General features: G+C 64.2%; 18 protein-coding genes. 6 read left to right on the top strand and 12 right to left on the bottom strand.

Going from position 1 to position 22497, the window contains the following annotated elements; genetic code table 11:
• Window position 1: 1 nt before the first annotated feature.
• Together ACMGT0_RS15375 and ACMGT0_RS15380 are read left to right on the top strand one after the other, a co-directional pair.
• Window positions 2-1360, top strand: a complete 1359-nt coding sequence (locus ACMGT0_RS15375; RefSeq protein WP_054060840.1) for a TolC family outer membrane protein — start codon at window positions 2-4, stop codon at window positions 1358-1360.
• 49 nt (window positions 1361-1409) lie between these two features.
• On the top strand, window positions 1410-3248 hold the full coding sequence (locus ACMGT0_RS15380) for a polyurethanase (protein ID WP_416773303.1): 1839 nt from the start codon (window positions 1410-1412) through the stop codon (window positions 3246-3248).
• Window positions 3249-3405: 157 nt separating this feature from the next.
• Here ACMGT0_RS15380 and ACMGT0_RS15385 read toward each other — a convergent pair whose 3' ends face one another.
• From ACMGT0_RS15385 to arnC, 8 genes are all read right to left on the bottom strand, one after another.
• Window positions 3406-5001, bottom strand: a complete 1596-nt coding sequence (locus tag ACMGT0_RS15385; protein WP_416773305.1) for an ArnT family glycosyltransferase — start codon at window positions 4999-5001, stop codon at window positions 3406-3408.
• 167 nt (window positions 5002-5168) lie between these two features.
• Window positions 5169-6536: a UDP-glucose dehydrogenase family protein gene (locus ACMGT0_RS15390; protein WP_273820718.1), complete on the bottom strand. Its 1368-nt coding sequence runs from the start codon at window positions 6534-6536 to the stop codon at window positions 5169-5171.
• On the bottom strand, window positions 6533-6940 hold the full coding sequence (arnF, locus tag ACMGT0_RS15395; protein WP_054060837.1) for a 4-amino-4-deoxy-L-arabinose-phosphoundecaprenol flippase subunit ArnF: 408 nt from the start codon (window positions 6938-6940) through the stop codon (window positions 6533-6535). Before arnF ends, ACMGT0_RS15390 begins: the two co-directional genes overlap by 4 nt.
• A complete protein-coding gene (gene arnE / locus ACMGT0_RS15400; protein ID WP_054060836.1) occupies window positions 6937-7281 on the bottom strand; it encodes a 4-amino-4-deoxy-L-arabinose-phosphoundecaprenol flippase subunit ArnE in 345 nt (114 codons plus the stop codon). The genes arnF and arnE overlap by 4 nt, the downstream gene beginning before the upstream one ends.
• Entirely contained in the window at window positions 7278-8927 is a 1650-nt protein-coding gene (arnT, locus tag ACMGT0_RS15405; RefSeq protein ID WP_273820720.1) for a lipid IV(A) 4-amino-4-deoxy-L-arabinosyltransferase, read from the bottom strand. The genes arnE and arnT overlap by 4 nt, the downstream gene beginning before the upstream one ends.
• A complete protein-coding gene (arnD, locus tag ACMGT0_RS15410; protein WP_054062269.1) occupies window positions 8924-9808 on the bottom strand; it encodes a 4-deoxy-4-formamido-L-arabinose-phosphoundecaprenol deformylase in 885 nt (294 codons plus the stop codon). Before arnD ends, arnT begins: the two co-directional genes overlap by 4 nt.
• Window positions 9808-11799, bottom strand: a complete 1992-nt coding sequence (gene arnA, locus ACMGT0_RS15415) for a bifunctional UDP-4-amino-4-deoxy-L-arabinose formyltransferase/UDP-glucuronic acid oxidase ArnA (RefSeq protein ID WP_054060833.1) — start codon at window positions 11797-11799, stop codon at window positions 9808-9810. Before arnA ends, arnD begins: the two co-directional genes overlap by 1 nt.
• A complete protein-coding gene (arnC, locus tag ACMGT0_RS15420) occupies window positions 11796-12809 on the bottom strand; it encodes an undecaprenyl-phosphate 4-deoxy-4-formamido-L-arabinose transferase (RefSeq protein WP_054060832.1) in 1014 nt (337 codons plus the stop codon). The genes arnA and arnC overlap by 4 nt, the downstream gene beginning before the upstream one ends.
• Window positions 12810-13310: 501 nt before the next feature.
• Between arnC and ACMGT0_RS15425 the strand changes: the two genes are divergently transcribed.
• Together ACMGT0_RS15425 and ACMGT0_RS15430 are read left to right on the top strand one after the other, a co-directional pair.
• Window positions 13311-14972: an MFS transporter gene (locus ACMGT0_RS15425; RefSeq protein WP_416773310.1), complete on the top strand. Its 1662-nt coding sequence runs from the start codon at window positions 13311-13313 to the stop codon at window positions 14970-14972.
• Window positions 14969-16117, top strand: a complete 1149-nt coding sequence (locus tag ACMGT0_RS15430) for an HlyD family secretion protein (RefSeq protein WP_054060830.1) — start codon at window positions 14969-14971, stop codon at window positions 16115-16117. The genes ACMGT0_RS15425 and ACMGT0_RS15430 overlap by 4 nt, the downstream gene beginning before the upstream one ends.
• 155 nt (window positions 16118-16272) lie before the next feature.
• Here ACMGT0_RS15430 and ACMGT0_RS15435 read toward each other — a convergent pair whose 3' ends face one another.
• Genes ACMGT0_RS15435 through ACMGT0_RS15445 form a run of 3 tightly spaced genes read right to left on the bottom strand, consistent with a single transcriptional unit; the run spans window position 16273 to window position 19592 of the window.
• Window positions 16273-17106, bottom strand: coding sequence for a metal-dependent hydrolase (locus ACMGT0_RS15435; RefSeq protein ID WP_054060829.1), 834 nt, complete (start codon window positions 17104-17106; stop codon window positions 16273-16275).
• A gap of 33 nt (window positions 17107-17139) precedes the next feature.
• The gene (locus tag ACMGT0_RS15440; protein WP_416773313.1) at window positions 17140-18042 is read right to left on the bottom strand and encodes an SDR family NAD(P)-dependent oxidoreductase; all 903 of its coding nucleotides are present in this window, start codon (window positions 18040-18042) and stop codon (window positions 17140-17142) included.
• The gene (locus ACMGT0_RS15445; RefSeq protein WP_416773315.1) at window positions 18039-19592 is read right to left on the bottom strand and encodes a flavin-containing monooxygenase; all 1554 of its coding nucleotides are present in this window, start codon (window positions 19590-19592) and stop codon (window positions 18039-18041) included. The genes ACMGT0_RS15440 and ACMGT0_RS15445 overlap by 4 nt, the downstream gene beginning before the upstream one ends.
• 256 nt (window positions 19593-19848) lie before the next feature.
• Between ACMGT0_RS15445 and ACMGT0_RS15450 the strand changes: the two genes are divergently transcribed.
• A complete protein-coding gene (locus tag ACMGT0_RS15450) occupies window positions 19849-20841 on the top strand; it encodes an alpha/beta fold hydrolase (RefSeq protein WP_416773317.1) in 993 nt (330 codons plus the stop codon).
• A gap of 8 nt (window positions 20842-20849) precedes the next feature.
• On the opposite strand, the gene ACMGT0_RS15455 is transcribed toward ACMGT0_RS15450, so the two are convergent.
• Window positions 20850-21092 carry a hypothetical protein gene (locus tag ACMGT0_RS15455; RefSeq protein ID WP_416773319.1) on the bottom strand — a complete coding sequence of 81 codons (243 nt, stop codon included), beginning with the start codon at window positions 21090-21092 and terminating at the stop codon, window positions 20850-20852.
• A gap of 21 nt (window positions 21093-21113) precedes the next feature.
• Here ACMGT0_RS15455 and ACMGT0_RS15460 point away from each other — a divergent pair, with 21 nt between their 5' ends.
• Window positions 21114-22391, top strand: coding sequence for an alkane 1-monooxygenase (locus ACMGT0_RS15460; RefSeq protein ID WP_416773320.1), 1278 nt, complete (start codon window positions 21114-21116; stop codon window positions 22389-22391).
• Window positions 22392-22497: the final 106 nt, after the last annotated feature.

Consider the following 22497-nt stretch of genomic DNA (forward strand, 5'->3'; position numbering starts at 1 on the left):
TATGTTGCGCCTGATGACCAAACCGCTGTGTGTGGCGGCTGCGTTGCTGTTGTTTTCCCTCGATTGCCAGGCCATGGGGCCGTTCCAGGTCTATGAGCAGGCGCTGCGCAACGACCCGGTGTTCCTCGGCGCGCTCAAGGAGCGCGATGCCGGCCAGGAAAACCGTGCCATCGGCCGCGCCGGCCTGCTGCCGCGACTGTCCTACAACTACAACCAGGGCCGCAACGACTCTCGGGTCACCTACCTCAACGAACGCGGCAATTTCCATGAGGACCGCAACTACACCAGTTCCGGCTCGACCCTGACCCTGCAGCAGCCGCTGATCGACTACGAGGCCTATGCCAACTATCGCAAGGGCGTGGCCCAGGCGCTGTTTGCCGACGAGACCTTTCGCGGCAAGAGCCAGGAACTGCTGGTGAGGGTGCTGACCTACTACACCCAGGCGCTGTTCGCCGAGGACCAGATCCAGATCGCCAGGGCCCGGAAGAAGGCCCTCGACGAACAGTTCCAGCAGAACACGCAGCTGTTCCGTCAGGGCGAGGGCACCCGCACCGACATCCTCGAGTCGCAGGCGCGCTATGAACTGGCCACGGCCGAGGAGATCGAGGCCCGCGATGCGCAGGATGCGGCGTTGCGCGAGCTGGGAGCGCTGATCGGCGTGCCGACGGTCGACGTCGCCGAGCTGGCGCCGCTGGCGCAGGGGTTCGAGTCGTTTCCACTGGAGCCGGCCAACTTCGCCACCTGGCATGAGCTGGCCCTGAGCAACAACCCGACGCTGGCTTCCCAGCGCCAGGCGGTGGAGGTGGCGCACTACGAAGTGGAGCGCAACCGCGCCGGGCACCTGCCCAAGCTCAATGCCTATGCCAGCCTGCGCAAGAGCGAGTCCGACAGCGGCAACACCTACAACCAGCGTTACGACACCAACACCGTCGGCTTCGAGGTCAGCGTGCCGTTGTTCGCCGGTGGCGGGGTGTCCGCCTCGGTTCGCCAGGCCAGTGCCAACCTGGAACAGGCCGAATACGAACTCGATGGCAAGACCCGCGAAACCCTGATCGAGCTGCGGCGCCAGTACAACGCCTGCCAGTCGGGGGCGAGCAAGCTGCGCGCCTACCGCAAGGCGCTGGCTTCGGCCGAGTCGCTGGTGCTCTCCACCCGGCAAAGCATCCTCGGCGGCGAGCGGGTCAACCTCGACCTGCTCAACGCCGAACAACAGCTCTACAGCACCCGTCGGGACATGGCGCAGGCGCGCTATGACTACCTGATGGCCTGGACCCGATTGCATTACTACGCCGGCACGCTGCGCGAAACCGACCTGGCCAGGGTCGATGAGGCGTTCGTGGCGCCGGCGGCCGTTCACTGACTTCCGTTGCAGGCTTTCTCGACAATTTCAACAACAGAGAGGCAATACCATGGGTGTTTTTGACTATGAAAATGCGGGTTCCACTGTCTCCAAGGCGCTGTACGCTGACGCGATGGCGATCACCTTGTATTCCTACCACAACATCGACAATGGCCTGGCTGTCGGTTACCAGCAGCACGGCTTCGGCCTCGGCCTGCCGGCGACGCTGGTCAAGGCGCTGATCGGTGGCACGGACGCCCAGGGCGTAATTCCCGGCGTGCCCTGGAACCCCGATTCGGAGAAGGCGGCGCTGGCGGCGGTGAAGGCGGCCGGCTGGACGCCGATCAGCGCCAGCCAGCTGGGTTACGTCGGCAAGACCGATGGCCGGGGTACCTTCTACGGCGAAAAGACCGGCTACACCACCGCTCAGGCGGAAGTGCTCGGCAAGTACGACGCCGAGGGCCACCTGACCTCCATCGGCATCGCCTTTCGCGGCACCAGCGGCCCGCGGGAAACCGTGATCACCGACACCATCGGTGATGCGATCAATGACCTGCTGGCGGCCATCGGCCCCAAGGACTACGCGAAAAACTACAGCGCCAATGCCTTCTCCGGCCTGCTCGACAGCGTCGCCGCCTTTGCCCGGGCCAACGGCCTGGGCGGCAAGGATGTGCTGGTCAGCGGGCACAGCCTGGGCGGGCTGGCGGTCAACAGCCTGGCGGACCTGAGTGCGGGCCAGTGGGGCGGTTTCTACAAGGATGCCAGCTACATCGCCTTCGCCTCGCCGACCCAGAGCGGCGCGGGCACCCATGTGTTGAACATCGGCTATGAAAACGATCCGGTGTTCCGGGCCCTCGACGGCTCCAGCCTGACCCTGGCGACCCTCGGCGTGCATGACGGTTACAAGGCTTCGGCGACCAACAACATCGTCAACTTCAACGACCACTACGCGTCCGATGCCTGGAACGCCATGCCGTTCTCCATCGGCAACATCGCCACCTGGCTGTCACACCTGCCGACCGCCTATGGCAACGGCATGCAACGGATAGTCGATTCGTCGTTCTACGACCTGACCGGCAGGAACTCGACCATCGTCGTCAGCAACCTGTCGGATCCGGCGCGGGACAAGACCTGGGTGCAGGACCTCAACCGCAACGCCGAGGCCCATAGCGGCACCACCTTCATCATTGGCAGCGAGGCCAGCGACCTGCTCAAGGGCGGGCGCGGCAACGACTATCTCGAAGGGGGCGGCGGCGATGACACGTTCCGCGACGACGGCGGCTACAACATCATTCTCGGTGGCAAGGGCCATAACACCCTTGACCTGCAGAAGCCTCTCGACAGCGTCGAGATCGCCAATGACGGCCAGGGCACGCTGTATCTTCGCGATGCCCAGGGCGGGATCACCATTGCCAGGGATATCGGCACGCTGGTCAGCAGTGAACCGCACCTGGTGTTCCTGTCCCGGGACGTGGCCCACAAGGTCGCTGACCAGAGCCTGTCCGGCGGCCAGTATGTCGCTTCGCAGGTGGGCGGCGCCGGGGCGGACACCCTGACCGCGAAGGCTTCGGGTGAATGGTTGCTGGGCAATGGCGGCAACGATCACCTGATCGGCGCGGCCAAGGGCGGCAATCTGTTCATCGGCGGGGCGGGCAATGACCTGATGGAGGCACGGGGCGGGGGCAACACCTTTCTGTTCAACGGTGCCTTTGGCCAGGACCGCATCAGCGGCTTCCAGTCTTCGGACAAGCTGGTGTTCATGGGCTATGCCGATACCCAGGGGCACGACATTCTTGAACATGCCAAGGTGGTCGGCAATGACACCGTGCTCAGCTTTGGCGCTGATTCGGTGACCTTGGTGGGGGTTGGGCTGGATACGCTCAAAGGCGCCAGCGTGGTGATCGCCTGAGGGTAGTCGGCTGCTGTCGTCTGGCCGCCTGCGGCGGTTCGCGGGCAAGCCACGCTCCTACAGGATGGTGCCGTACGCCAATGCCGCGTTCGGTATCGATCCCCCGTAGGAGCCGGGCTTGCCCGCGAACCGCCAGGAGCGGCCAGGCGACTCCGTATCAGGGCTGCTTGAGCAGCACGAAATCATTCTTGTCGAACCGCCCACTCAACACCGGCACCAGCGCCCCGACCGGCGTACCCTGCAGCTTCTGGTAATCCTGCCTGTCCATCACCAGCCACGCCGGCCCGCTCACCGCCTGCAACTGCTGCGGCGTATCGGTGAACAGCGGTTGCAGATCCTCGTCCAGGTTGACCATGAACTTGATTGCCTTCGCGTCCTTGCCCATGGCGTGCAGCACCACGGGCGCCGGCGCCTGATGGATCAACTGTTGGGCTGCCCGGGTAAATGTCCGGGTGTCATAGGCCGTCCGCTCGACCGGCTCGACGACCAGGATGTAGCTCGCCCACATCGCCAATACCGCACAGGCCGCCAGGCCGATGGCACGCCAGCGGGTCTTGAACAGCATCATCACGGCGATGACCTGCAGGGCACCCACCAGCCAGGGGGCGATGCCCAGTGTCGGCAGTTCCTCGGGAAAGCGTCGATGCAGCAGGATCATCCCGCCGATCAGCAGCGCCGGCAGCAGCAGCCAGAGGCCCTGGATCAGCCCGCGCAGCCAGGCGAACAGCCGCCCCTGGCCGGCCTGGAACGCAAAGGCCGCGACGATGGCGATCATTGGCGCCATCGGCAGGATGTAGCGGGCCTTCTTCGCCTGCGGTACCGACAGCCCGAGCATCACGATCAGGCCGGCGGCCAGGCAGTAGAGCATCAATTGCAGCGCCGGCCCACGTTGCTGGCGACCACCGGCGAAGAGTGCCACCACCCCCAGGACCGCCAGCGGATAGGCCAGGGCGTAGTTGCCGAACGAACTGCCGAAGTAATACAGCAGGCCACTGGAGCCTTCGCTGCCATCCATGCGGCCGGTGAACTGCATGCGGATCACTTCATGGAGGAAAACGCTGCCGCCATCCAGCCAGGCCAGCCATAGCAGCAGTGCGATACAGACCGCCAGCAGGCCCAGGGCCTGGAAGCCGAAGACGAACAGGCGCCGCCACTGGCCGCCCAGCAGGTAGTAGCTGCAGAGCATGCCGGTGGGGATCACCAGGCCGATCGGTCCGCGGATGGCGAAGCCCAGCACCAGCAGGGCGAGTATCCAGCCATGGCGTTTCGGTGCGGCGAAATGATCGGCGGTATAGCCCAGGTAGAACACCGAGAAGCCGACGGCGGCCAGCAGCAGATCCAGCGAGACGGCACGTGTCTCGGTGATGAAGGTGTTGCTCAACAACAGCAGGGCGATGCTCAGCAGTGCCCAGCGCGGGGAGCGGGGGGCGACCAGCCGGTACATCAGCACCACGATCCAGGCCGCTGCCAGGGCACTGGGCAGCCACGCCGCCAGGGCATTGACGGTGCCGAAGGGCAGGGCGAACAGCCAGACCAGCACGGTCGAGAAGGCCGAGTAGTCGGGGTAGGGCTCGCCGTAGGTGGTCGGGAAGAAGCCCGGGCCGTGGCGCAGCATTTCCTGGGCGAACAGGACGAAGCGCGAATCGAAGCCGATGGCCGCCTGCTGGTGAACCCCGGCGAGGAACAGCAGCAGGGCGAGCAGGCCCAGGCCCAGGGACTGACGATTGAGGGTGGCGCGGGAGGTCAATGTCACAACGAAGTCCTTGTGAAAGGAGGATGACACCGTTTTGAGGACGCGAAGGAAGTCTGTAGGAGCGTGGCTTGCCCGCGAACCGCCGCCAGGCGGCCATTCAACGACCGCATCGGGGCTGTCAGACCGCTATCGCCAGCAAGCCGGCTCCTACAGAGGCACGCCGGGGATCAGGCTTCTACCTGGCCATGGCGGGTCACCGGCAGTTCCAGGGACGCGCCGCGGCCGATCGCGAAGTAGGTGAAACCCTTGCGCTGCATGCGGTTGGCGTCATACAGGTTACGGCCGTCGAAGATCACCGGTGCCTTGAGGCGCTGCTTGATCCGCTCGAAGTCCGGCGCCTTGAACTGCTGCCACTCGGTGCAGATGATCAGGGCATCGGCACCGACCAGGGTCGCTTCCGGGGTACCCATCAGCGACAGGCCCGGTTCATCGGGATACAGGCGCTGGGTTTCCTGCATGGCTTCCGGGTCGAAGGCGCGGACCTGGGCACCGGCGGCCCATAGCGCTTCCATCAGCACCCGGCTTGGCGCATCGCGCATGTCGTCGGTGTTGGGCTTGAACGCCAGGCCCCAGAGGGCGAAGGTCTTGCCCTTGAGGTCGCCCTTGTAGAACGCATTGATGCGGTCGAACAGCTTGTGTTTCTGCCGTTCGTTGATCGCCTCCACCGCCTGCAGCAGGTCGCTGGAGCAGTTGGCTTCCTGGGCGCTGTGGATCAGGGCGCGCATGTCCTTGGGGAAGCACGAGCCGCCGTAGCCACAGCCCGGGTAGATGAAGTGGTAGCCGATGCGCTGGTCGGCGCCGATGCCCATGCGCACGGCCTCGATGTCGGCGCCCAGGTGTTCGGCCAGTTCGGCGATCTGGTTGATGAAGCTGATCTTGGTCGCCAGCATGCAGTTGGCGGCGTACTTGGTCAGTTCGGCGCTGCGCAGGTCCATGAACATGATGCGGTCATGGTTGCGGTTGAACGGTGCGTACAGGTCGCGCATCACCTCGCGCACTTCCTCGCGTTCGCAGCCGATGATGATGCGGTCCGGCCGGCGGCAGTCTTCGACCGCCGAGCCTTCCTTGAGGAATTCCGGGTTCGAGACGATATCGAACTGCAGGCTGCGGCCGGCTTTGCTCAGACCGGCCTCGATGTGGGCGCGCAGGGTGTCGCCGGTGCCGACCGGCACGGTGGACTTTTCCACCAGGATCAGCGGTTCGAAGCGATGGCGGATCACGGCGTCACCCACCGACAGCACGTACTTGAGGTCGGCCGAACCATCCTCGTCCGATGGCGTGCCGACGGCGATGAACAGCACCTGGCCGTGCTCGATGGCCAGCTTTTCATCGCTGGTGAAGTGCAGGCGGCCACTTTCCAGATTGCTCTTGACCATGGTCTCCAGCCCTGGTTCGAAGATCGGGATATGACCCTTGCGCAGCAAGTCGATCTTGTTCTGGTCAACGTCCATGCACACGACGTCATGACCGACTTCGGCCAGAACAGTCGCCTGTACCAGGCCTACATAACCGCTACCAATTACGCTGATTTTCATACGGAGTCTCTAGGACGGGGTATACGTGGAGAATTGATCGTAAGGACACCGAGGATGACCAACGCCACCCCCAGGGTCTTGGATAGGCTGAAGCTTTCGTTGAAGAACGGCAGGCTGGCGGCCAGCAGGTAGACCAGTGCATAGCTGACACTGAGCAGCGAGTAGGCGCGGCCCAGCGGCACGTCACGCAGGGCCATCAGCCAGCAGAGCATCGACAGTGCATAGGCGAGGATCGAAGCCGCTACGACGGCCAGGGCGACCAGCGAGACGTTGCCGGTCATCAGCGCGTCCAGCCACTGGCTTGGCTCGGGCAGGCGCGTCATGCTCCAGCGCATGCCCAGTTGGGCGCTGCTGACCAGCACCACGCTAGCGCTGGCGAAGGTGAAACCGCGTGCCAGGCTCATAGATGCAACCCCAGCAGCACCACGCCGGCCATGATCAGGGCGACGCCCAGCCAGTGGCGGCGGTCGATCGATTCCTTGAACAGGTAGTGCGCCACCAGGGTGATCAGCACGAAGTTGAGGCTGAGCATCGGATAGGCGATCCCGACCTCCAGCCGCTGCAGTACCAGCAACCACACCAGCAGGCCGAGGCCGAGGCTGGCCAGGGCCAGCCACAACCAGGGCGAACGCAGCTTGTCGAGTGCGCCCGGGGAGGTTTCACGCCAGCCTTCGACGGCGAACTTCTGGGCCACCTGGCCCAGGCACGTCAGCAGGCAGGCGCCGAGGAGGAGAACCAGGGTCATGGAGCGCTCTGCGGGAAGATCAGGATCACGATATTGCCTTCGTCGTAACGCTTGAAGTCCTTGGGCAACCGGTCGATTTCGCGCAACTCTTCCTCGTCCTTGACGCGCATCACCACACCCACCTGGCCTTCACGCCGGGCCTGCTCCATCCAGCCCTGGATCTGGTCCATGTCCTGGGTACGGTGCTCGGCCTCCGGGTAGGAGAGGCCGTATTTCACCTCGCCCTGGGTGTTGTAGAGGGTGATGTCGGTACGTTTCACCCGCCAGGCCAGGGCCGAGGCGGCGCCCAGGTCGTTGCTCAGCAGATGACGGCTCCTGGCCAGTTCCTGCTCGTGGTCGGCGATGAACTGGTCGGGCATCTTGTTGTGCACGATCACGCTCGGCATCGCCGCCGGCAGCAGGGCGATCAGCAGGCCCATGCCCAGTGCCGGCAGCGCCCACAATTGCAGCGGCTTGAACACGGTCAGGGCGTTGAACAGGATCCAGCCGACGATCACCACGCACAGCAGGGCCAGGTGCTGCGGCTCGTTGTCGTAGAACGGTTTCTTCAGTTGGAAGAACACCACGGCAGCCAGCGCGAGCAGGCCCAGCAGCAGGTTGAGCAGGCCATTGAGGCGCGACACCCTGGGCAGGCCCTGGTTGAGCCGCTCCATCAGCGAATGGCCCATCAGCAGCGCCAATGGCATCAGGCACGGCATGATGTAGGTCGGCAGCTTGCCGCGGCTGAGGCTGAAGAACGCCAGCGGCAGGAACAGCCACAGCAGCAGGAACGCGGTAATCCGCTGGCCCTTGCCTTTCCAGGCATCCTTGAGGGTGATCGGGAACAGCAGGGCCCAGGGCAGGCTGGAAACCACGATCAGCGGCAGGTAGAACCACCACGGCCGGGTGTGCTGGGCGTCTTCGGCGGCGAAGCGGCGGATATGCTCGTGCCAGAAGAAGAAACGCCAGTAGTCCGGTTCCTGCAGGTGCACGGCGATGACCCAGGGCAGGCTGACCAGCGCGGCGACCAGCACCGCCACCAGGCCATAACCCACCAGTTCGCGAAAACGCTTCTGCCAGATCATGTAGGGCAGGGCGATCAGTACCGGCAGCAGCAGGGCCAGGAACCCCTTGGTCATGAAGCCCCAGCCACAGGCGAAGCCCAGGGCCGCCCAGGACAGCAGGCGGGCCTTGCGGGTCTGGCTGTCGATCGCCAGCCACAGGGCGACGAAGCTCAGGTTGACCCAGAAGGTGAATTGCGGATCGAGGTTGGCATAGCCGGCCTGGCCGGCGATCAACCCGAAGCTCATGAACAGCGCGGCGCTGGCGAAGCTCTTGCGCGGGTCGTTCCACAGGCGCCCGGCCAGCAGATACACCAGCAACACGCTCAGGCCCGTACTCAGGGCCGAGGCGAAGCGCACGCCGAAGAAGTTCTGGCCGAAGATCGCCTGGCCGATGGCAATCATCCAGTAGCCGGCAATCGGCTTCTCGAAGTAGCGCAGCTCCATGAAGTGCGGTGCCGCCCAGTGGCCGCGCAGGAGCATTTCCTGGCCGATCTGCGCGTAGCGGGTTTCATCCGGAATCCACATGCCGTGGCTCATCAGCGGAGCCAGATAGAACAGCAGGAAAGCGAGGAACAGGAGTGGCAAAGCCCAGCGTCTGGTCATCCCTGCTGTACCCCCAGCCAGCCTTCACGGCCACTGAGGGTGCCACGCACCAGTCGACCTTCGGGCAGTCTGTCCAGCTGGGCTGGCAGCAGATTGACCAGGGGTTGAAACTCGATACTGCGTGCCTTGGCTTGCGCCAGCAGCTGACGAAACTCGTTTGCCATCAGAATCCCTTCTACTTCTGCATGGATGGTGTAGACATTCAGTTTCGCCGGGCTGAACCGGTCGAGTATGAATGCGTTGAAGTCTTTCGCGGCCAGGTCCGCACCGACGACTTCGTCGAAGGTCGGCAGGTCCACGGGGATTTGCGGGGTGCCCGGGCTACCGTCTGCCAGCCGTGGCAGGAATAGGCCGTGTCCCCGGCAATCGCTGTTGTAGCGAAAGCCGAAATGTTCTTTGGCTTGCACGACGCGCTCGTCCGCCCGCCAGCCGGCGGTGGCAGAGCATTCGACGGCTTGCCCGGTGATGTCGCTCAGGCAGTCGACGCCACGGCGGATCTGTTCGATCAGCTCGACTTCGCTCCAGCGTCCGGCATTGGCCTGCCAGCCGTGGTGATCCCAGGCGTGCAGGCCGACTTCATGACCGGCGGCCAGGGTCTGGCGCATCAGATGCCCCAGGTCCCGACCGATCGGCTTGCCTGGCCAGGCGGTGCCGGCCAGGAGAATGTCCCAGCCGTACAGGCTGGCTGCCTTGGAGCGCAGCATCTTCAGCAGGAACTGCGGCTTGATGAGGCGCCACAGGTGGCGCCCCATGTTGTCCGGCCCGACACTGAAGAAGAACGTCGCCTTGACCTGGGCCTCGTCGAGCAGTTCCAGCAGTCGCGGCACACCGTCACGGGTGCCGCGATAGGTGTCCACATCGATACGAAGTCCAGCTTGCATCAGCGTTTTTCCGCGATTTCGAGCATGGCTTCCTTCAGGAAGAAGTCCAGGGTGTTACCGATGGTTTCGCTCATCTCGACGGTCGGCTCCCAGTTCAGCAGGCGCTTGGCGTTTTCGATGCTCGGCTTGCGGTGTTCCACGTCCTGGTAGCCGGCGCCGTAGAACGCCTTGCTCTCCACCTCGCGGAAACCGGCGAACGGAGGGAAGTTGCCGCGCAGCGGGTGCGCTTCGAACTGACGCAGCAGCTCTTCGCCCAGTTGGCGGATGCTGGCTTCGTTGTCCGGGTTGCCGATGTTGATGATCTGGCCGTTGCAGCAGTCGTTCTCGTTGTCGACGATACGCGCCAGCGCCTCGATGCCGTCGGCGATGTCGGTGAAGCAGCGCTTCTGCTCGCCGCCGTCGAACAGGCGGATCGGCGTGCCTTCCACCAGGTTCAGGATCAGCTGGGTGATGGCGCGGGAGCTGCCGATACGGGCCGAGTCCAGGCGGTCCAGGCGCGGGCCCATCCAGTTGAACGGACGGAACAGGGTGAAGTTCAGGCCCTTGGCGCCGTAGGCCCAGATCACGCGGTCCAGCAGCTGCTTGGAGACGGAGTAGATCCAGCGCTGCTTGCTGATCGGGCCGACGATCAGGTTCGAGGTGTCTTCGTCGAAGTTCTTGTCCTGGCACATGCCATAGACTTCGGAGGTCGACGGGAAGATCACGCGCTTGTTGTACTTGACGCAGTAGCGAACCAGTTTCAGGTTTTCCTCGAAGTCCAGTTCGAACACGCGCAGCGGGTTGCGGGTGTATTCGATCGGGGTGGCGATGGCCACCAGCGGCAGGACCACGTCGCACTTCTTGATGTGGTACTCGATCCACTCGGAGTGGATACTGATGTCGCCTTCGACGAAGTGGAAGTTCGGGTGGCTGCGCAGGCGCTCGATGGCGTCGGAGCCGATGTCCAGGCCATAGACTTCGTACTTGTCGTCACGCAGCAGGCGCTCGGACAGGTGGTTGCCGATGAAACCGTTGACGCCCAGGATCAGCACGCGGGTCCGACGTTTCTTGCGGGCCGCTTCAGCGCCACGCAGCAGGGAACCGTCGACCAGGCCCAGCTCGTTGGCCAGTTGCGGGCCGCTGAGGAACAGGCCGTTTTCATTGCGCTGGCCGGCGTTGATCACCAGCGAGTCCTCGCCGCAGGCGATGCGCAGCGGGTCGACGCTGATCACGCGGCCAGGCGCCTGGCCTTCGTTGCCCTTGACCACTTCGGCGCCCCAGACGATCAGCTTATGCTCACCCACGGCGCAGAACGCACCCGGATAAGGCTTGGTCACGGCGCGCACCAGGTTGAACAGTTCTTCGGCAGGCTTGCTCCAGACCAGCTTGCCATCGGCGGCGGTACGGCGGCCGAAGTAGGTGGCCTTGGACTCGTCTTGGGCGGTTTCGCTCAGCTTGCCCTGGGCCAGTTGTGGCAGGGCGTCACGCAGCAGGCTGGCGGCGCTGTCACGCAGTTTGGCGTGCAGGCTCAGGGCGGTGTCGGAGCGCTCGATGGCGACGCGGTTCTGCGCCAGGATCGCACCGGCATCGGCACGCTTGACCATGCGGTGCAGGGTCACGCCGGTTTCGGTCTCGCCGTTGACCAGTACCCAGTTGGCGGGCGCGCGGCCGCGATAGCGTGGCAGCAGCGAGCCGTGCAGGTTGAACGCACCATTTTTGGCGGTGGCCAGCAGCGCTTCGCTCAGCAGGTTGCGGTAGTAGAAGGAGAAGATGAAATCCGGGTTCAGCTTGGCGATGCGCTCGATCCACAGCGGGTGGTTGGCGTCTTCCGGGGCATGCACCGGGATGCCCTTGAGGGCGCACAGCTGGGCTACCGAACCGTAGAAGGTGTTTTCCTTGGGATCGTCGGCATGGGTGAACACGGCAGCGATTTCATAACCTGCGTTCAGCAGGGCTTCGATGCCTGCGCAACCGATATCGTGATAGGCAAAGACAACAGCTTTCGGATTCATGGGGCAACCTGATTGACAGTAGTTGTAGAAGGGGTTTGCGCGGCAGTGCTGCTGGAAGAGGGCTGACTGCGCAGCACTTTCTCGATGAAGAAGCGTGGACGGGCGCGGACATCGCTGTACATGCGACCCAGGTACTCACCCAGCAGGCCCATGCCGATGAACTGGCCGCCGGTGAACACGAACAGCACGGCGAACAGCACGAAGGTACCGTCACCGGCCCATTCGGCGCCGAAAATCAGGCGCAGGAAGATCAGCAGCAAGGCGAACAGCGCGCCGAGGCCGGCCATGGCGAAACCGATGATGCTCAGCAGCCGCAGGGGCGTGGTGGTCATGCAGGTGACCAGGTCGAACATCAGGTTGATCAGGCGCATCGGGCTGTACTTGGAGTCGCCGTGCTCGCGCTCGGCGTGCTGCACCAGCACCTCGGTGGTGTGGCGGGCGAAGCTGTTGGCCAGGATCGGGATGAAGGTGCTGCGTTCGCGGCAGGCGAGCATGGCGTCGACGATGCTGCGGCGATAGGCGCGCAGCATGCAGCCGTAGTCGCTCATGGCAACGCCGGTGGAGCGCTGCACGGCCAGGTTGATCAGGCGCGACGGCCAGCGGCGGAAGGCCGAGTCCTGGCGGTTGTTGCGCACGGTACCGACCACGTCGTAGCCCAGCGCGGCCTGGGCCACCAGGCGCGGGATCTCTTCCGGCGGGTTCTGCAGGTCGGCGTCCAGGGTGATCACCACGTCACCGGTGGACTGCTCGAAACCGGCCATGATCGCTGCGTGCTGGCCATAGTTGCGGTTGAGGATCACGGCAACCACCGGGCTGCCTTCGCGCTCGGCGGCTTCCTGAAGGAGATCGGCGGAGCGATCACGGCTGCCGTCGTCAACCAGGATGATTTCCACGTCCTGGCTCAACTGCGCGCAGGCGGCTTCGGTACGGCGCAACAGCTCGGGCAAGCTCTGTTCTTCGTTGTAGACCGGTATGACGATCGACACGCGCTGAATCGGGTAAGGTTTCAAAGGCTTCTTTCCAGAAAGGTTTCAGTAATGCAAGCGATGATCTGTGTCATCGTGTGACAGGTCGGATTTCACCATGGGAAAGACGACTTGTACCAGTGTGTCGGGCAAAACCAGAACTGCTTGTAGGAAGATGCTAAACACACACGACGGACATCCGGCGATTAAAGCCTAAAACCGTGAAAGGTAAAGGAGTGATGTCGCGTTATCTTCATGATTTCCATCAATTCCCTGACTTGAGTCCTGGACAGGGGCTACGGTAAACGTAGAGATGTGAAAAGCCTATGAAAGATAGCTCAACATCGTGTCCTTTTTGACATACAGACAGGCTCTATTCAGGAATCCGGGGGGATGTGAAAACTTGTAACGTTCTGCGGCTTGCAATCGGTGATTTTTTGCTCAACCCACTGCAACCGCTTCGAGCATGGGAATTTTTCTGACAGGCTCCCGGCGCTGTACGAAAATAAGTAATCTCCAAGTCGCTCTTGTATTCGGGAATCCGGGATGAATCAGTACACGCCGCGCAACTGGCAGCCCCACGAACGCCCCAGTCTGCCCGGCTCACCCTCGACTCCACTGCATTCGACGCCCCGGCGCCTGGCCTATGCCATGGTCGGGCTGCTGGTAGCCCTGACCGGTGGCCTGGGCAATGCGCTGGTGGTGGCCAACCTGCCTTACCTGCAGGGCGCACTCGGCGCCACCACCGCGGAAATGGCCTGGCTGCCGGCGGCCTATGTGATGACCAATGTCTCGATGAACCTGCTGCTGGTGAAATTTCGCCAGCAGTTCGGTCTGCGGGCGTTCACCGAGGTGTTCCTGGTGCTCTACGCCCTGGTGACCTTCGGCCACCTGTTCGTCAACGACCTCAGTTCGGCCATTGCCGTGCGCGCGGCCCACGGCATGGTCGGCGCGGCCCTGAGCTCCCTCGGCCTTTACTACATGATCCAGGCGTTCCCGGCGAAATGGCGGCTCAAGGCCCTGGTGCTGGGGTTGGGCACCTCGCAGTTGGCATTGCCGCTGGCCCGGCTGTTTTCCGAGGACCTTTTGCAGATCGCCGAATGGCGTGGCCTGTACCTGTTCGAACTGGGCCTGGCGCTGGCGGCGCTGGGCTGCGTGTTCCTGCTCAAGCTGCCACCGGGCGACCGTTTCAGGACCTTCGAAAAGCTCGACTTTCTCACCTTCGCGATCCTCGCCACCGGTGTCGCGCTGCTGTGTGCGGTGCTGTCCCTGGGCCGCATCGACTGGTGGCTGGAGGCGCCGTGGATCGGCATCGCCAGCGCCGCGTCGATCGTGCTGATCCTGGCCGGGCTGGCGATCGAGCACAACCGCAGCAACCCGATGCTGATGACCCGCTGGCTGGGCAGCGGGGCGATGATCCGCCTGGCGCTGGCGGTGATCCTCATCCGCCTGGTGTTCTCCGAGCAGTCCACGGGGGCGGTGGGCTTCCTGCAGGCCCTGAACATGGGGAGCGAGCAGATGCGCAGCCTTTATCTGGTGATGCTGGTGGGCAGCATCGCCGGATTGGCGGTCAGTGCCCTGACCATTCATCCCGACCACCTGTTCATGCCGCTGATCATTTCCCTGGCGCTGATGGCGCTGGGTTCCTCCCTCGACAGCTTCTCGAACAACCTGACCCGTCCGGCCAACATGTACCTCAGCCAGTTCCTGCTGGCGTTCGGCGGTACCTTCTTCGTCGGTCCGACCATGGCCCTGGGCACCCGCAACGTGATCACCAACCCGCGCAACCTGGTGAGTTTTTCCGTGTTGTTCGGGATCTGCAACAACCTCGGCGGGCTGATCGGTTCGGCGCTGCTGGGAACCTTCCAGGTGGTGCGCGAGAAACTCCACTCCAGCAGCATCGTCGAGCACCTGGTGCTGAGCGACCCGCTGGTGGCCGCGCGGATACAGGGTTCCGCCGCCGGTTATGCCTCGACCATTTTCGATCCGGCGCTGCGTACCACCCAGGGCATGCGCGCGCTGGCCACGGCGGCGACCCGCGAGGCCAACGTGCTGGCCTATAACGATGTGTTCATGCTGATCGCGCTGATCGCGGTGCTGACCATGATCTGGATCTTCATCCGCAGCCTGTGGCTGATGAGCACCACGCGGCGGGTCGCCGGCAATCCTCCACCTTTCACCTCCAGCAGCGGTGCCACCCCACGATGAGCGAATCCGTCACCACCACCAATGCCATTGCCGCCACCGCCGAGGGCCAGACGCCTCCCGGGGCATCGTCGACCGAACCGCGCTCGTTGCGGGTGCGGATCATCTCGTCACTGGGCTTTGCCGCGATCGCCCTGGTCGGCGTGCTGATCGTGCTGTACGCCTGGCAACTGCCGCCGTTCAGCAGTGCCATCGAGAGCACCGAGAACGCGCTGGTTCGCGGCCAGGTGACGCTGATTGGCCCGCAGTTGAGCGGCTATGTGTTCGAGGTGCCGGTGCAGGACTTCCAGCACGTCAAGGCCGGTGACCTGCTGGTGCGCCTCGACGACCGCATCTACCAGCAACGCCTGGACCAGGCACTGGCCCAACTGGCGGTGCAGAAGGCTGCCCTGGCCAACAATCTGCAGCAACGGCGCAGTGCCGAGGCAACCATTGCCCAGCGGCGCGCCGCCCTGGAGAACAGCAAGGCGCAATCGCGCAAGAGCGAAGCCGACCTGGCCCGTAACCAGGCGTTGATCGCCGATGGCTCGGTATCACGCCGTGAGCTGGACGTGACCCGTGCCGACCGGGCCCAGACCCTGGCGGCCATCGCCCAGGCCGAGGCCGCGCTGGAGATTTCCCGGCAGGACCTGCAGACGGTGGTGGTCAACCGCGGGTCGCTGGAAGCGGCGGTGGCCAGTGCCGAGGCGGCGGTCGAGCTGGCGCGCATCGACCTGTCCAATACCCGGGTGGTGGCGCCCCGGGACGGGCAGTTGGGGCAGATCGGCGTGCGCCTGGGCGCCTATGTGAACTCCGGTGCGCAACTGATGGCGCTGGTGCCGGAGCGGCGCTGGGTCATCGCCAACCTGAAGGAAACGCAGATGGCCGGGGTGCGCGAAGGGCAGGCGGCTTCGTTCACCGTGGATGCCCTCGACCATCGCCGCTTTACCGGGCGGGTCCAGCGCATCGCGCCGGCCACGGGCTCGGAGTTCAGCCTGTTGCAGGCCGATAACGCCACCGGCAACTTCGTCAAGATCGCCCAGCGGGTGCCGGTGCGGATCACTGTCGATCCGGGCCAGGCCGAGGCCGAGCGGCTGCGGCCGGGGATGTCGGTGGTGGTGAGTATCGACACCGCCAGTGAGGTGAAGGCGGTGGAGGAGGCCTTCTGAGATGGGTTGCGCCTGTTCGCGGATGAAGCGGACCGCCGGCTCCCACCGATTGACCGGGCTCATAGGGCCTGTGCTCAGCGCGAAGCGTTTGCGGGAGCAGGATTTATCCGCGAACAGGGCTCTAAAGGTGACAGCTGATTCCGGCGCCCACTCAACTATTGGGCAGGCTTGCCACCCTTGATGGCCTCCATCAACCCCTCGATGCGCTCCAGTTGCTCGCGGTTGTCATGGTCCCAGGGATGGAACCCCGGCTTGAAGTAGTCCAGCCACGGCAGCGCAATGCGCGGAAACACCCCGCGCCAGCCGAACAGATACTTGATCATCCGCCACCCGCCCCGCAGGTGATGGCCGGCCTTGCGGTCGGCGATCAGCAGGCGGACATGGAAGTCGAACACCACCAGCCAGAAAAAGAACGTGGTCGACAGCATCGCGCCGGTCCGCAGTAGGTAGCGCTTGGGCCCCGGCTTGATCACCGTGTTCCAGACATCGAAGGCCACCGACTTGTGTTCGGTTTCCTCCAGGGCGTGCCAGGTCCACATCTGCCGGTAGCCCTCGACCGAATCGCCGAAGCGGCTCGGGTCGCGTAGCAGCAGGTCGGCGAGCATCGCCGTGTAGTGTTCCAGGGCGATGGTGATCGCCAGGTTGAACGACGGCGCGAAGTGTTTCTTCTGGAAGTCGAGGATGGCCCGCAGGCGCCGGTCGAGCAGGTGCGCCGGCAGGCCGGCATGCTGCAGCAGGTCGTTGTAGAGCAGGTGTTCACGGCTGTGCATGGCCTCCTGGCCGATGAAGCCCTGGATCGCCTTGCGCAGTTGCGGGTCCTCTATGCGGTCGCGGTAGTGGCGCACACTGTCCATGAAGAACAGCTCGCCGGAGGGGAACAGCAGGGACAGGGCGTTGAAGAAATGCGTGACCCAGGGGCCTTCGGCATGCCAGTCCTTGATGCGTTCGGCTGGCAGTTCGGGGTGGATGTCGCGACGGATTGGCAGCATGGCTGGCCCTCCTGAAATGTCGGTTGGGGGCGGTCAGATTCCGCCCGAGTCCTTGACGTCGTAGCCTGCGGCCCTGTTCTTGCGGCGGCCCAGGGGCGACAGGCGCCGGGTGAGGAACACCACCAGGGCCTGGTAGGCGCTGGGCAGCAGCCGGACGAACAGGTCCAGGGCGTGGGCGTCACGGCCGATCAGCACGCGGCGGCGGTTCTTGCGCACGCCCTGCAGGATTACCCTGGCGGCCTGTTCGGCACTGGTGATGAACAGCTTCTCGAAGTCGGCCCGGGCCTGTTGCTCGCTGTCGATCAGCAGGCCCTTGACGTTGTCGCTGATGCGGCTGGCGCGGGCGATATCGGTACGGATACCGCCCGGGTGCACGCTGGTGGCCGAGACGCCGTAGTTCATCAGGTCGAGTTCCTGGCGCAGCGCTTCGGTAAAACCGCGCACGGCGAACTTGCTGGCGTTGTAGCCGCTCATGCCCGGCTGGGCGAACAGCCCGAACACGCTGGAGGTGTTGACGATATGTCCCTCGCCGGACTGCCTGAGATAGGGCAGGAAGGCCTGGGTGCCATGCACCACGCCCCAGAAGTTGATGCCGACGATCCACTCCAGGTCTTCCAGGCTCATGCCCTCGATGGTGCTCGACAGCGCCACGCCGGCGTTGTTGAAGATCAGGTTGACCTGGCCATGCTCGGCGGCGGTGGCCGCGGCCCAGTCGAACATGGCCTGGCGGTCGGCCACGTCGAGCACCTGCGAGCTCATGCGCAGGGGCAGCAGCGCCGCGGCGCGGGCCAGGAGCAGCGTCTGTTCCAGGCCGGCGGCGTTCTTGTCGGCCAGCGCCAGGTGACAGCCCTCTCGGGCCAGGGCAATGGCCAGTGCGCGGCCCATGCCGGAAGCGGCGCCGGTGATGGCGGCGACCTTGCCGTCGAATGTCTTCATGAGTGGCTGCCTTGTGCGGGTTCGATGGCGGCGGGCGCGGCAGCGGCGGGGCGCTGATGGCTGTCGCCGAAGGTGAGGTAGTCGCGCAGCTCGAAGTGCCGCGTCGCCTGGCGGAAGCGCCAGGTCGAGCCCGGCCAGAGCGTGGTGTTCTTGCCGGTGCGCGGGTCCAGGTACCAGCTGCGGCAACCGCCGGTGGACCAGATCGCCCGCTTGAGCTGCTGCTGCAGCCGGCTGTTGTACCGGCTTTCGACCTGGGACCGGACCTCCAGGGCGCGGATCCGCTGGTCGCGCATCTGTTTCAGTGCCTGGAGGATGTAGTCGACCTGGGCCTCGATCATCAGGATCATCGAGTTGTGCCCCAGGCCCGTGTTGGGGCCGATGATCAGGAACAGGTTGGGGTAGCCGGGCAGGCAGGTGCCCAGGTAGGCGTGGGCACCCTCGGCCCAGGCGTCCATGATGTCCTCGCCGTTGCGGCCGATCAGCAGGCCACGGGGCAGCGGTTCGGTGGCCTGGAAACCGGTGCCGTAGATCAGGCAGTCGACCGGGTGGCGCACGCCATCGGCGGTGACCACGGCATCGGCCTCGATCCGCTGCACGTCCTGGGTCACCACCCTGACGTGGCTGCGGGTCAGCGCCGGGTAATAGTCGTTGGAGATCAGGATGCGCTTGCAGCCGATGGTGTAGTCGGGGGTCAGGGCCTGGCGCAGGGTCGGGGCCGCGACCTGCTTGTGCAGGTGGCGCAGGGCGACCTTCTGCACCAGTTTCATCAGCCTGGGTTGGCGGGCGAAGGCGATCACCCGGCTTTCGAGCAGCCAGTAGATGGCCGAACGGGCCAGGCGCTGGGTGAACGGCAGGTGCTTGAACAGCCAGCGCTCGGCGCCGGACAACGGGCGGTCGGGCTTGGGCAGGATCCACGGCGGGGTGCGCTGGAACAGGCTCAGGTGCGCCACCCGCGGGGCGATCTGCGGCACGAACTGGATGGCGCTGGCACCGGTACCGATCACTGCGACACGCTTGCCCTCCAGTGGGTACTGGTGATCCCAGTGCTGGGAATGGAAGCTCTTGCCGGCGAAATTCTCCAGCCTCGGAATATCCGGCAATGCCGGGCGGGACAGCCCGCCCATGCCGCTGATCAACACCCGGGCGCTGACTTCGCGGCCATCGGAAAAGCTCAGGTGCCAGCGTTGCTGCGTCTCGTCGTACACGGCCTGCTGCAGCTCCATGTTGTAGCGCAGGTGCGGCGTCAGGCCAAAGTCCCGGGCGCAGCGCTCCAGGTAGGCGCGTATTTCCGCCTGGGGCGCGAACTGCCGGCTCCAGTGCGGGTTGGGTGCGAAGGAAAAGGAATAGACATGGGACTGCACATCGCAGGCGCAGCCCGGATAGTGGTTGTCCCGCCAGGTACCGCCGAGCGAGTCGGCGCGTTCGGCAATGAAGAAATCGGCCATCCCGGCCTCTTTCAGCTTGATGGCCATGCACAGCCCGGCAAAGCCGGAGCCGATGATCGCGATATCGACCGATTCGCGGCCTGGGGGTGACGAGTACGCATTCATGGTGTGTACCTCGATTGTGGCGACGCCTGACCGTCAGTTTCGTCGCTTGGGGAAAACCCGGTGTTGCACAATTAAATTATTTGTTTTAAAAATTAATTTAAATAATTTACCTGAAAATCTCACCTACGCTAGTGGTCTGTACGAATTGACCGACTCACCCGACCGATGGGAGTCGCGCAACAGGCGCCGGGAGATAGCCACGGCAGGAGCCATTACCGGTTCCTGGCCGGGTGCAGGGAGGCAGAGGGCTGAAGTCATGGGATGGGGCGTAGCAGCGGTGGCTTTTGTGCTGGGCAGTGTCGGACTCTGGGCCACCAGCAACCGGATCAATCGCCGGATCGAACAGGCCGTGCCGCCCGATGGGCGTTTTATCGAAGTCGACGGCGAGCGCCTTCACTATGTGGATGAAGGCAAGGGCCCGGTGCTGGTGATGATCCATGGCCTGAGCGGTTGCGGGCGCAACCTGACCCATTCGCTGTCGCCCCGGCTGTGCGAGCAGTTCCGCGTGATCACCCTGGATCGCCCCGGTTCCGGTTATTCGAGCCGCTCTCGCGGTGCGGGTGTCAGCATTACCGCGCAGGCCAGCCTGGTCGCCCGTTTCATCGAGATCCTGCACCTGGACCGGCCACTGGTCGTCGGGCACTCCCTGGGTGGCGCGCTGGCACTGGCCCTGGCGCTCGATCATCCACAGCGGGTGTCCGGGCTGGTGCTGGTGGCTCCCTTGACCCATCCGCAGCGCATGCTGCCCCTGGTGTTCCTGTCACTGGGGGTCAGGCCCGACTTCATCCGGCGCTGGTTCGCCCGGACCCTGGCGGCGCCCATGGCCATGCTCGGACGCGGCAGCCTGCTCAAGGCGGTGTTCGCGCCCGAACGGCCGCCGGCGGATTTCGCCGAGCGCGGCGGCGGCCTGCTGGGCATGCGCTCCGGCAACTTCTATTGCGCCTCCAGCGAAATCGCCACGGTCAACGACGATCTGCCGCGGATGGTCCGGCGCTATCCGCAGCTCGACCTGCCGGTGGGGCTGATCTACGGCGCGCAGGACGAGGTGCTGGACTATCGCCGGCACGGCGAGTCGATGGCGGGCCTGGTGCCCGGCATTCAAATGGACATTCTCGAGGGGCGAGGGCACATGCTGCCGGTGACGGCAGTTGAGCCGGTCGTGGCCATGGTGCGCGCTGTCGCCGCTCGGACCAACGAGCAACAAGGCATCACCCGGCAACACGAAGCAGAGGCTGCCACGCTTTCCTGAGATGGGTTTCAGGTGTGCGAGCGGCACCACGAACGACATTCGAAATGACGCCAAAAAAATAGTTGACGAGCTATCGAAATCGGGCTAGTTTTTTGAAAAAACGTTTTGAATGTTTTTTTTAAAAAATGCAATTGAGCGGTTAGAATAATGAAAATAACGCCTTTTGAAGCATTTTCTCTGTCTACTCCTGCCCGCTGCCTGGCGCAAGATTCGGCCCGCATCTGGGCTGCATCCGCCACAGCGCCGTCCATCAGCGTCGTCCGGAGGTTGCCATGAACTCCACTGTCGCTGCACCTGGCATCTGGACGGATGGCAAGCGTCACCTGTGGTGGCTCGGCGCCTTGCCCATGGCAACCCCGGTGCTGTCCGGCATCTTTGCCCTGGTCACCGGCGTTCAATCGCTGTGGTGGAGCGGGGTGGTGGTGATCTTCGGCCTGATCCCGATGATCGACGGCCTGCTCGGCGAAGACCGCAGCAACCCACCGGAAACCATCGTTCCTGACCTCGAAAAACAGACCTACTACCGCTGGATCATCTACGCCTGTGTCGCCCTGATGTGCCTTTCCGTGGTCACCACGGCCTGGATGGCCGCCGGGGGCATCGACTGGATCATCGGCGGTGGCCTGACGCAACTGGTCCAGGCCCATCACCTGCAGGGCGGCCTGGCCGGCCTGCTGGGCTACATCAGCGAGCGGGCCCAGGTGCATGGCAGTATCGGCTGGTTCACCTACCTGGGCATGGCGATGTCCACCGGGGCGGCGACGGGTATCGCGATCAATATCGCCCACGAGCTGGGCCACAAGACCCGGCCGCTGGAGCAGTTCCTGGCCAAGGTGGCCCTGGCACCGACCTGCTATGGGCACTTCTTCGTCGAACACAATCGCGGTCACCACGTACGGGTGGCGACGCCGGAGGATCCGGCCAGTTCGCGCCTGGGCGAGAGTTTCTGGAGCTTCCTGCCCCGTTCGGTCTGGTTCAGCCTGCGTTCGGCCTGGCACCTGGAGCGCGAGCGCCTGCACAAGCAGGGCCTGCCGACCTTCCACTGGAAAAACACGGTGCTGACGGCCTGGCTGTTCAGTGTGGTGCTGTGGGGCGTGCTGATCGCCTGGTTGGGTGTGGCGGTGATTCCTTTCCTGATCATCCAGGGTATCTACGGGTTCTCGCTGCTGGAAGTGGTGAACTATGTGGAGCATTACGGCCTGTTGCGTCAGAAGTTGCCCAATGGTCGTTATGAACGTTGCTCGCCCCGGCACTCCTGGAACAGCAACCGTATTGTCACCAACATCTTTCTGTTCCAGTTGCAGCGCCACTCCGATCACCACGCCTATCCCACCCGCAGTTACCAGGCACTGCGGCACTTCGACGAGTCGCCGCAGTTGCCCTACGGCTACGCGAGCATGATCGTCTGGGCCTACGTGCCGTTCCTCTGGCGGCGGCTGATGGATCACCGGGTGCTGGCGCACTACGCGGGTGATGTGCGCCTGGCGAATCTGCAACCTTCCAGGCGAAAGCAGTTGCTTCAACAGTACGGCACTCGCTACACCGATTGAATTGAAGAGTTGCATTGAATGCGTACTTGAAAGTGCGCATGACGGGAGCGGCTTGCCCACTTTCAGGGGGCTGTTTGCAGCCGTGACAAGTTGACCGGATAAAAAC

Origin of the sequence: Pseudomonas sp. RHF3.3-3 (assembly GCF_048069595.1) — a bacterium.
GTDB lineage: Bacteria > Pseudomonadota > Gammaproteobacteria > Pseudomonadales > Pseudomonadaceae > Aquipseudomonas > Aquipseudomonas fuscovaginae_B.

Coding starts and splice junctions, on each gene's coding strand:
- ACMGT0_RS15375 (WP_054060840.1), top strand. CDS start 2: ATGTTGCGCCTGATGACCAAACCGCTGTGTGTGGCGGCTGCGTTGCTG.
- ACMGT0_RS15380 (WP_416773303.1), top strand. CDS start 1,410: ATGGGTGTTTTTGACTATGAAAATGCGGGTTCCACTGTCTCCAAGGCG.
- ACMGT0_RS15390 (WP_273820718.1), bottom strand. CDS start 6,536: ATGAAAATCAGCGTAATTGGTAGCGGTTATGTAGGCCTGGTACAGGCG.
- arnF (WP_054060837.1), bottom strand. CDS start 6,940: ATGAGCCTGGCACGCGGTTTCACCTTCGCCAGCGCTAGCGTGGTGCTG.
- arnE (WP_054060836.1), bottom strand. CDS start 7,281: ATGACCCTGGTTCTCCTCCTCGGCGCCTGCCTGCTGACGTGCCTGGGC.
- arnT (WP_273820720.1), bottom strand. CDS start 8,927: ATGACCAGACGCTGGGCTTTGCCACTCCTGTTCCTCGCTTTCCTGCTG.
- arnD (WP_054062269.1), bottom strand. CDS start 9,808: ATGCAAGCTGGACTTCGTATCGATGTGGACACCTATCGCGGCACCCGT.
- arnA (WP_054060833.1), bottom strand. CDS start 11,799: ATGAATCCGAAAGCTGTTGTCTTTGCCTATCACGATATCGGTTGCGCA.
- ACMGT0_RS15425 (WP_416773310.1), top strand. CDS start 13,311: ATGAATCAGTACACGCCGCGCAACTGGCAGCCCCACGAACGCCCCAGT.
- ACMGT0_RS15430 (WP_054060830.1), top strand. CDS start 14,969: ATGAGCGAATCCGTCACCACCACCAATGCCATTGCCGCCACCGCCGAG.
- ACMGT0_RS15435 (WP_054060829.1), bottom strand. CDS start 17,106: ATGCTGCCAATCCGTCGCGACATCCACCCCGAACTGCCAGCCGAACGC.
- ACMGT0_RS15440 (WP_416773313.1), bottom strand. CDS start 18,042: ATGAAGACATTCGACGGCAAGGTCGCCGCCATCACCGGCGCCGCTTCC.
- ACMGT0_RS15445 (WP_416773315.1), bottom strand. CDS start 19,592: ATGAATGCGTACTCGTCACCCCCAGGCCGCGAATCGGTCGATATCGCG.
- ACMGT0_RS15450 (WP_416773317.1), top strand. CDS start 19,849: ATGGGATGGGGCGTAGCAGCGGTGGCTTTTGTGCTGGGCAGTGTCGGA.
- ACMGT0_RS15455 (WP_416773319.1), bottom strand. CDS start 21,092: ATGGACGGCGCTGTGGCGGATGCAGCCCAGATGCGGGCCGAATCTTGC.
- ACMGT0_RS15460 (WP_416773320.1), top strand. CDS start 21,114: ATGAACTCCACTGTCGCTGCACCTGGCATCTGGACGGATGGCAAGCGT.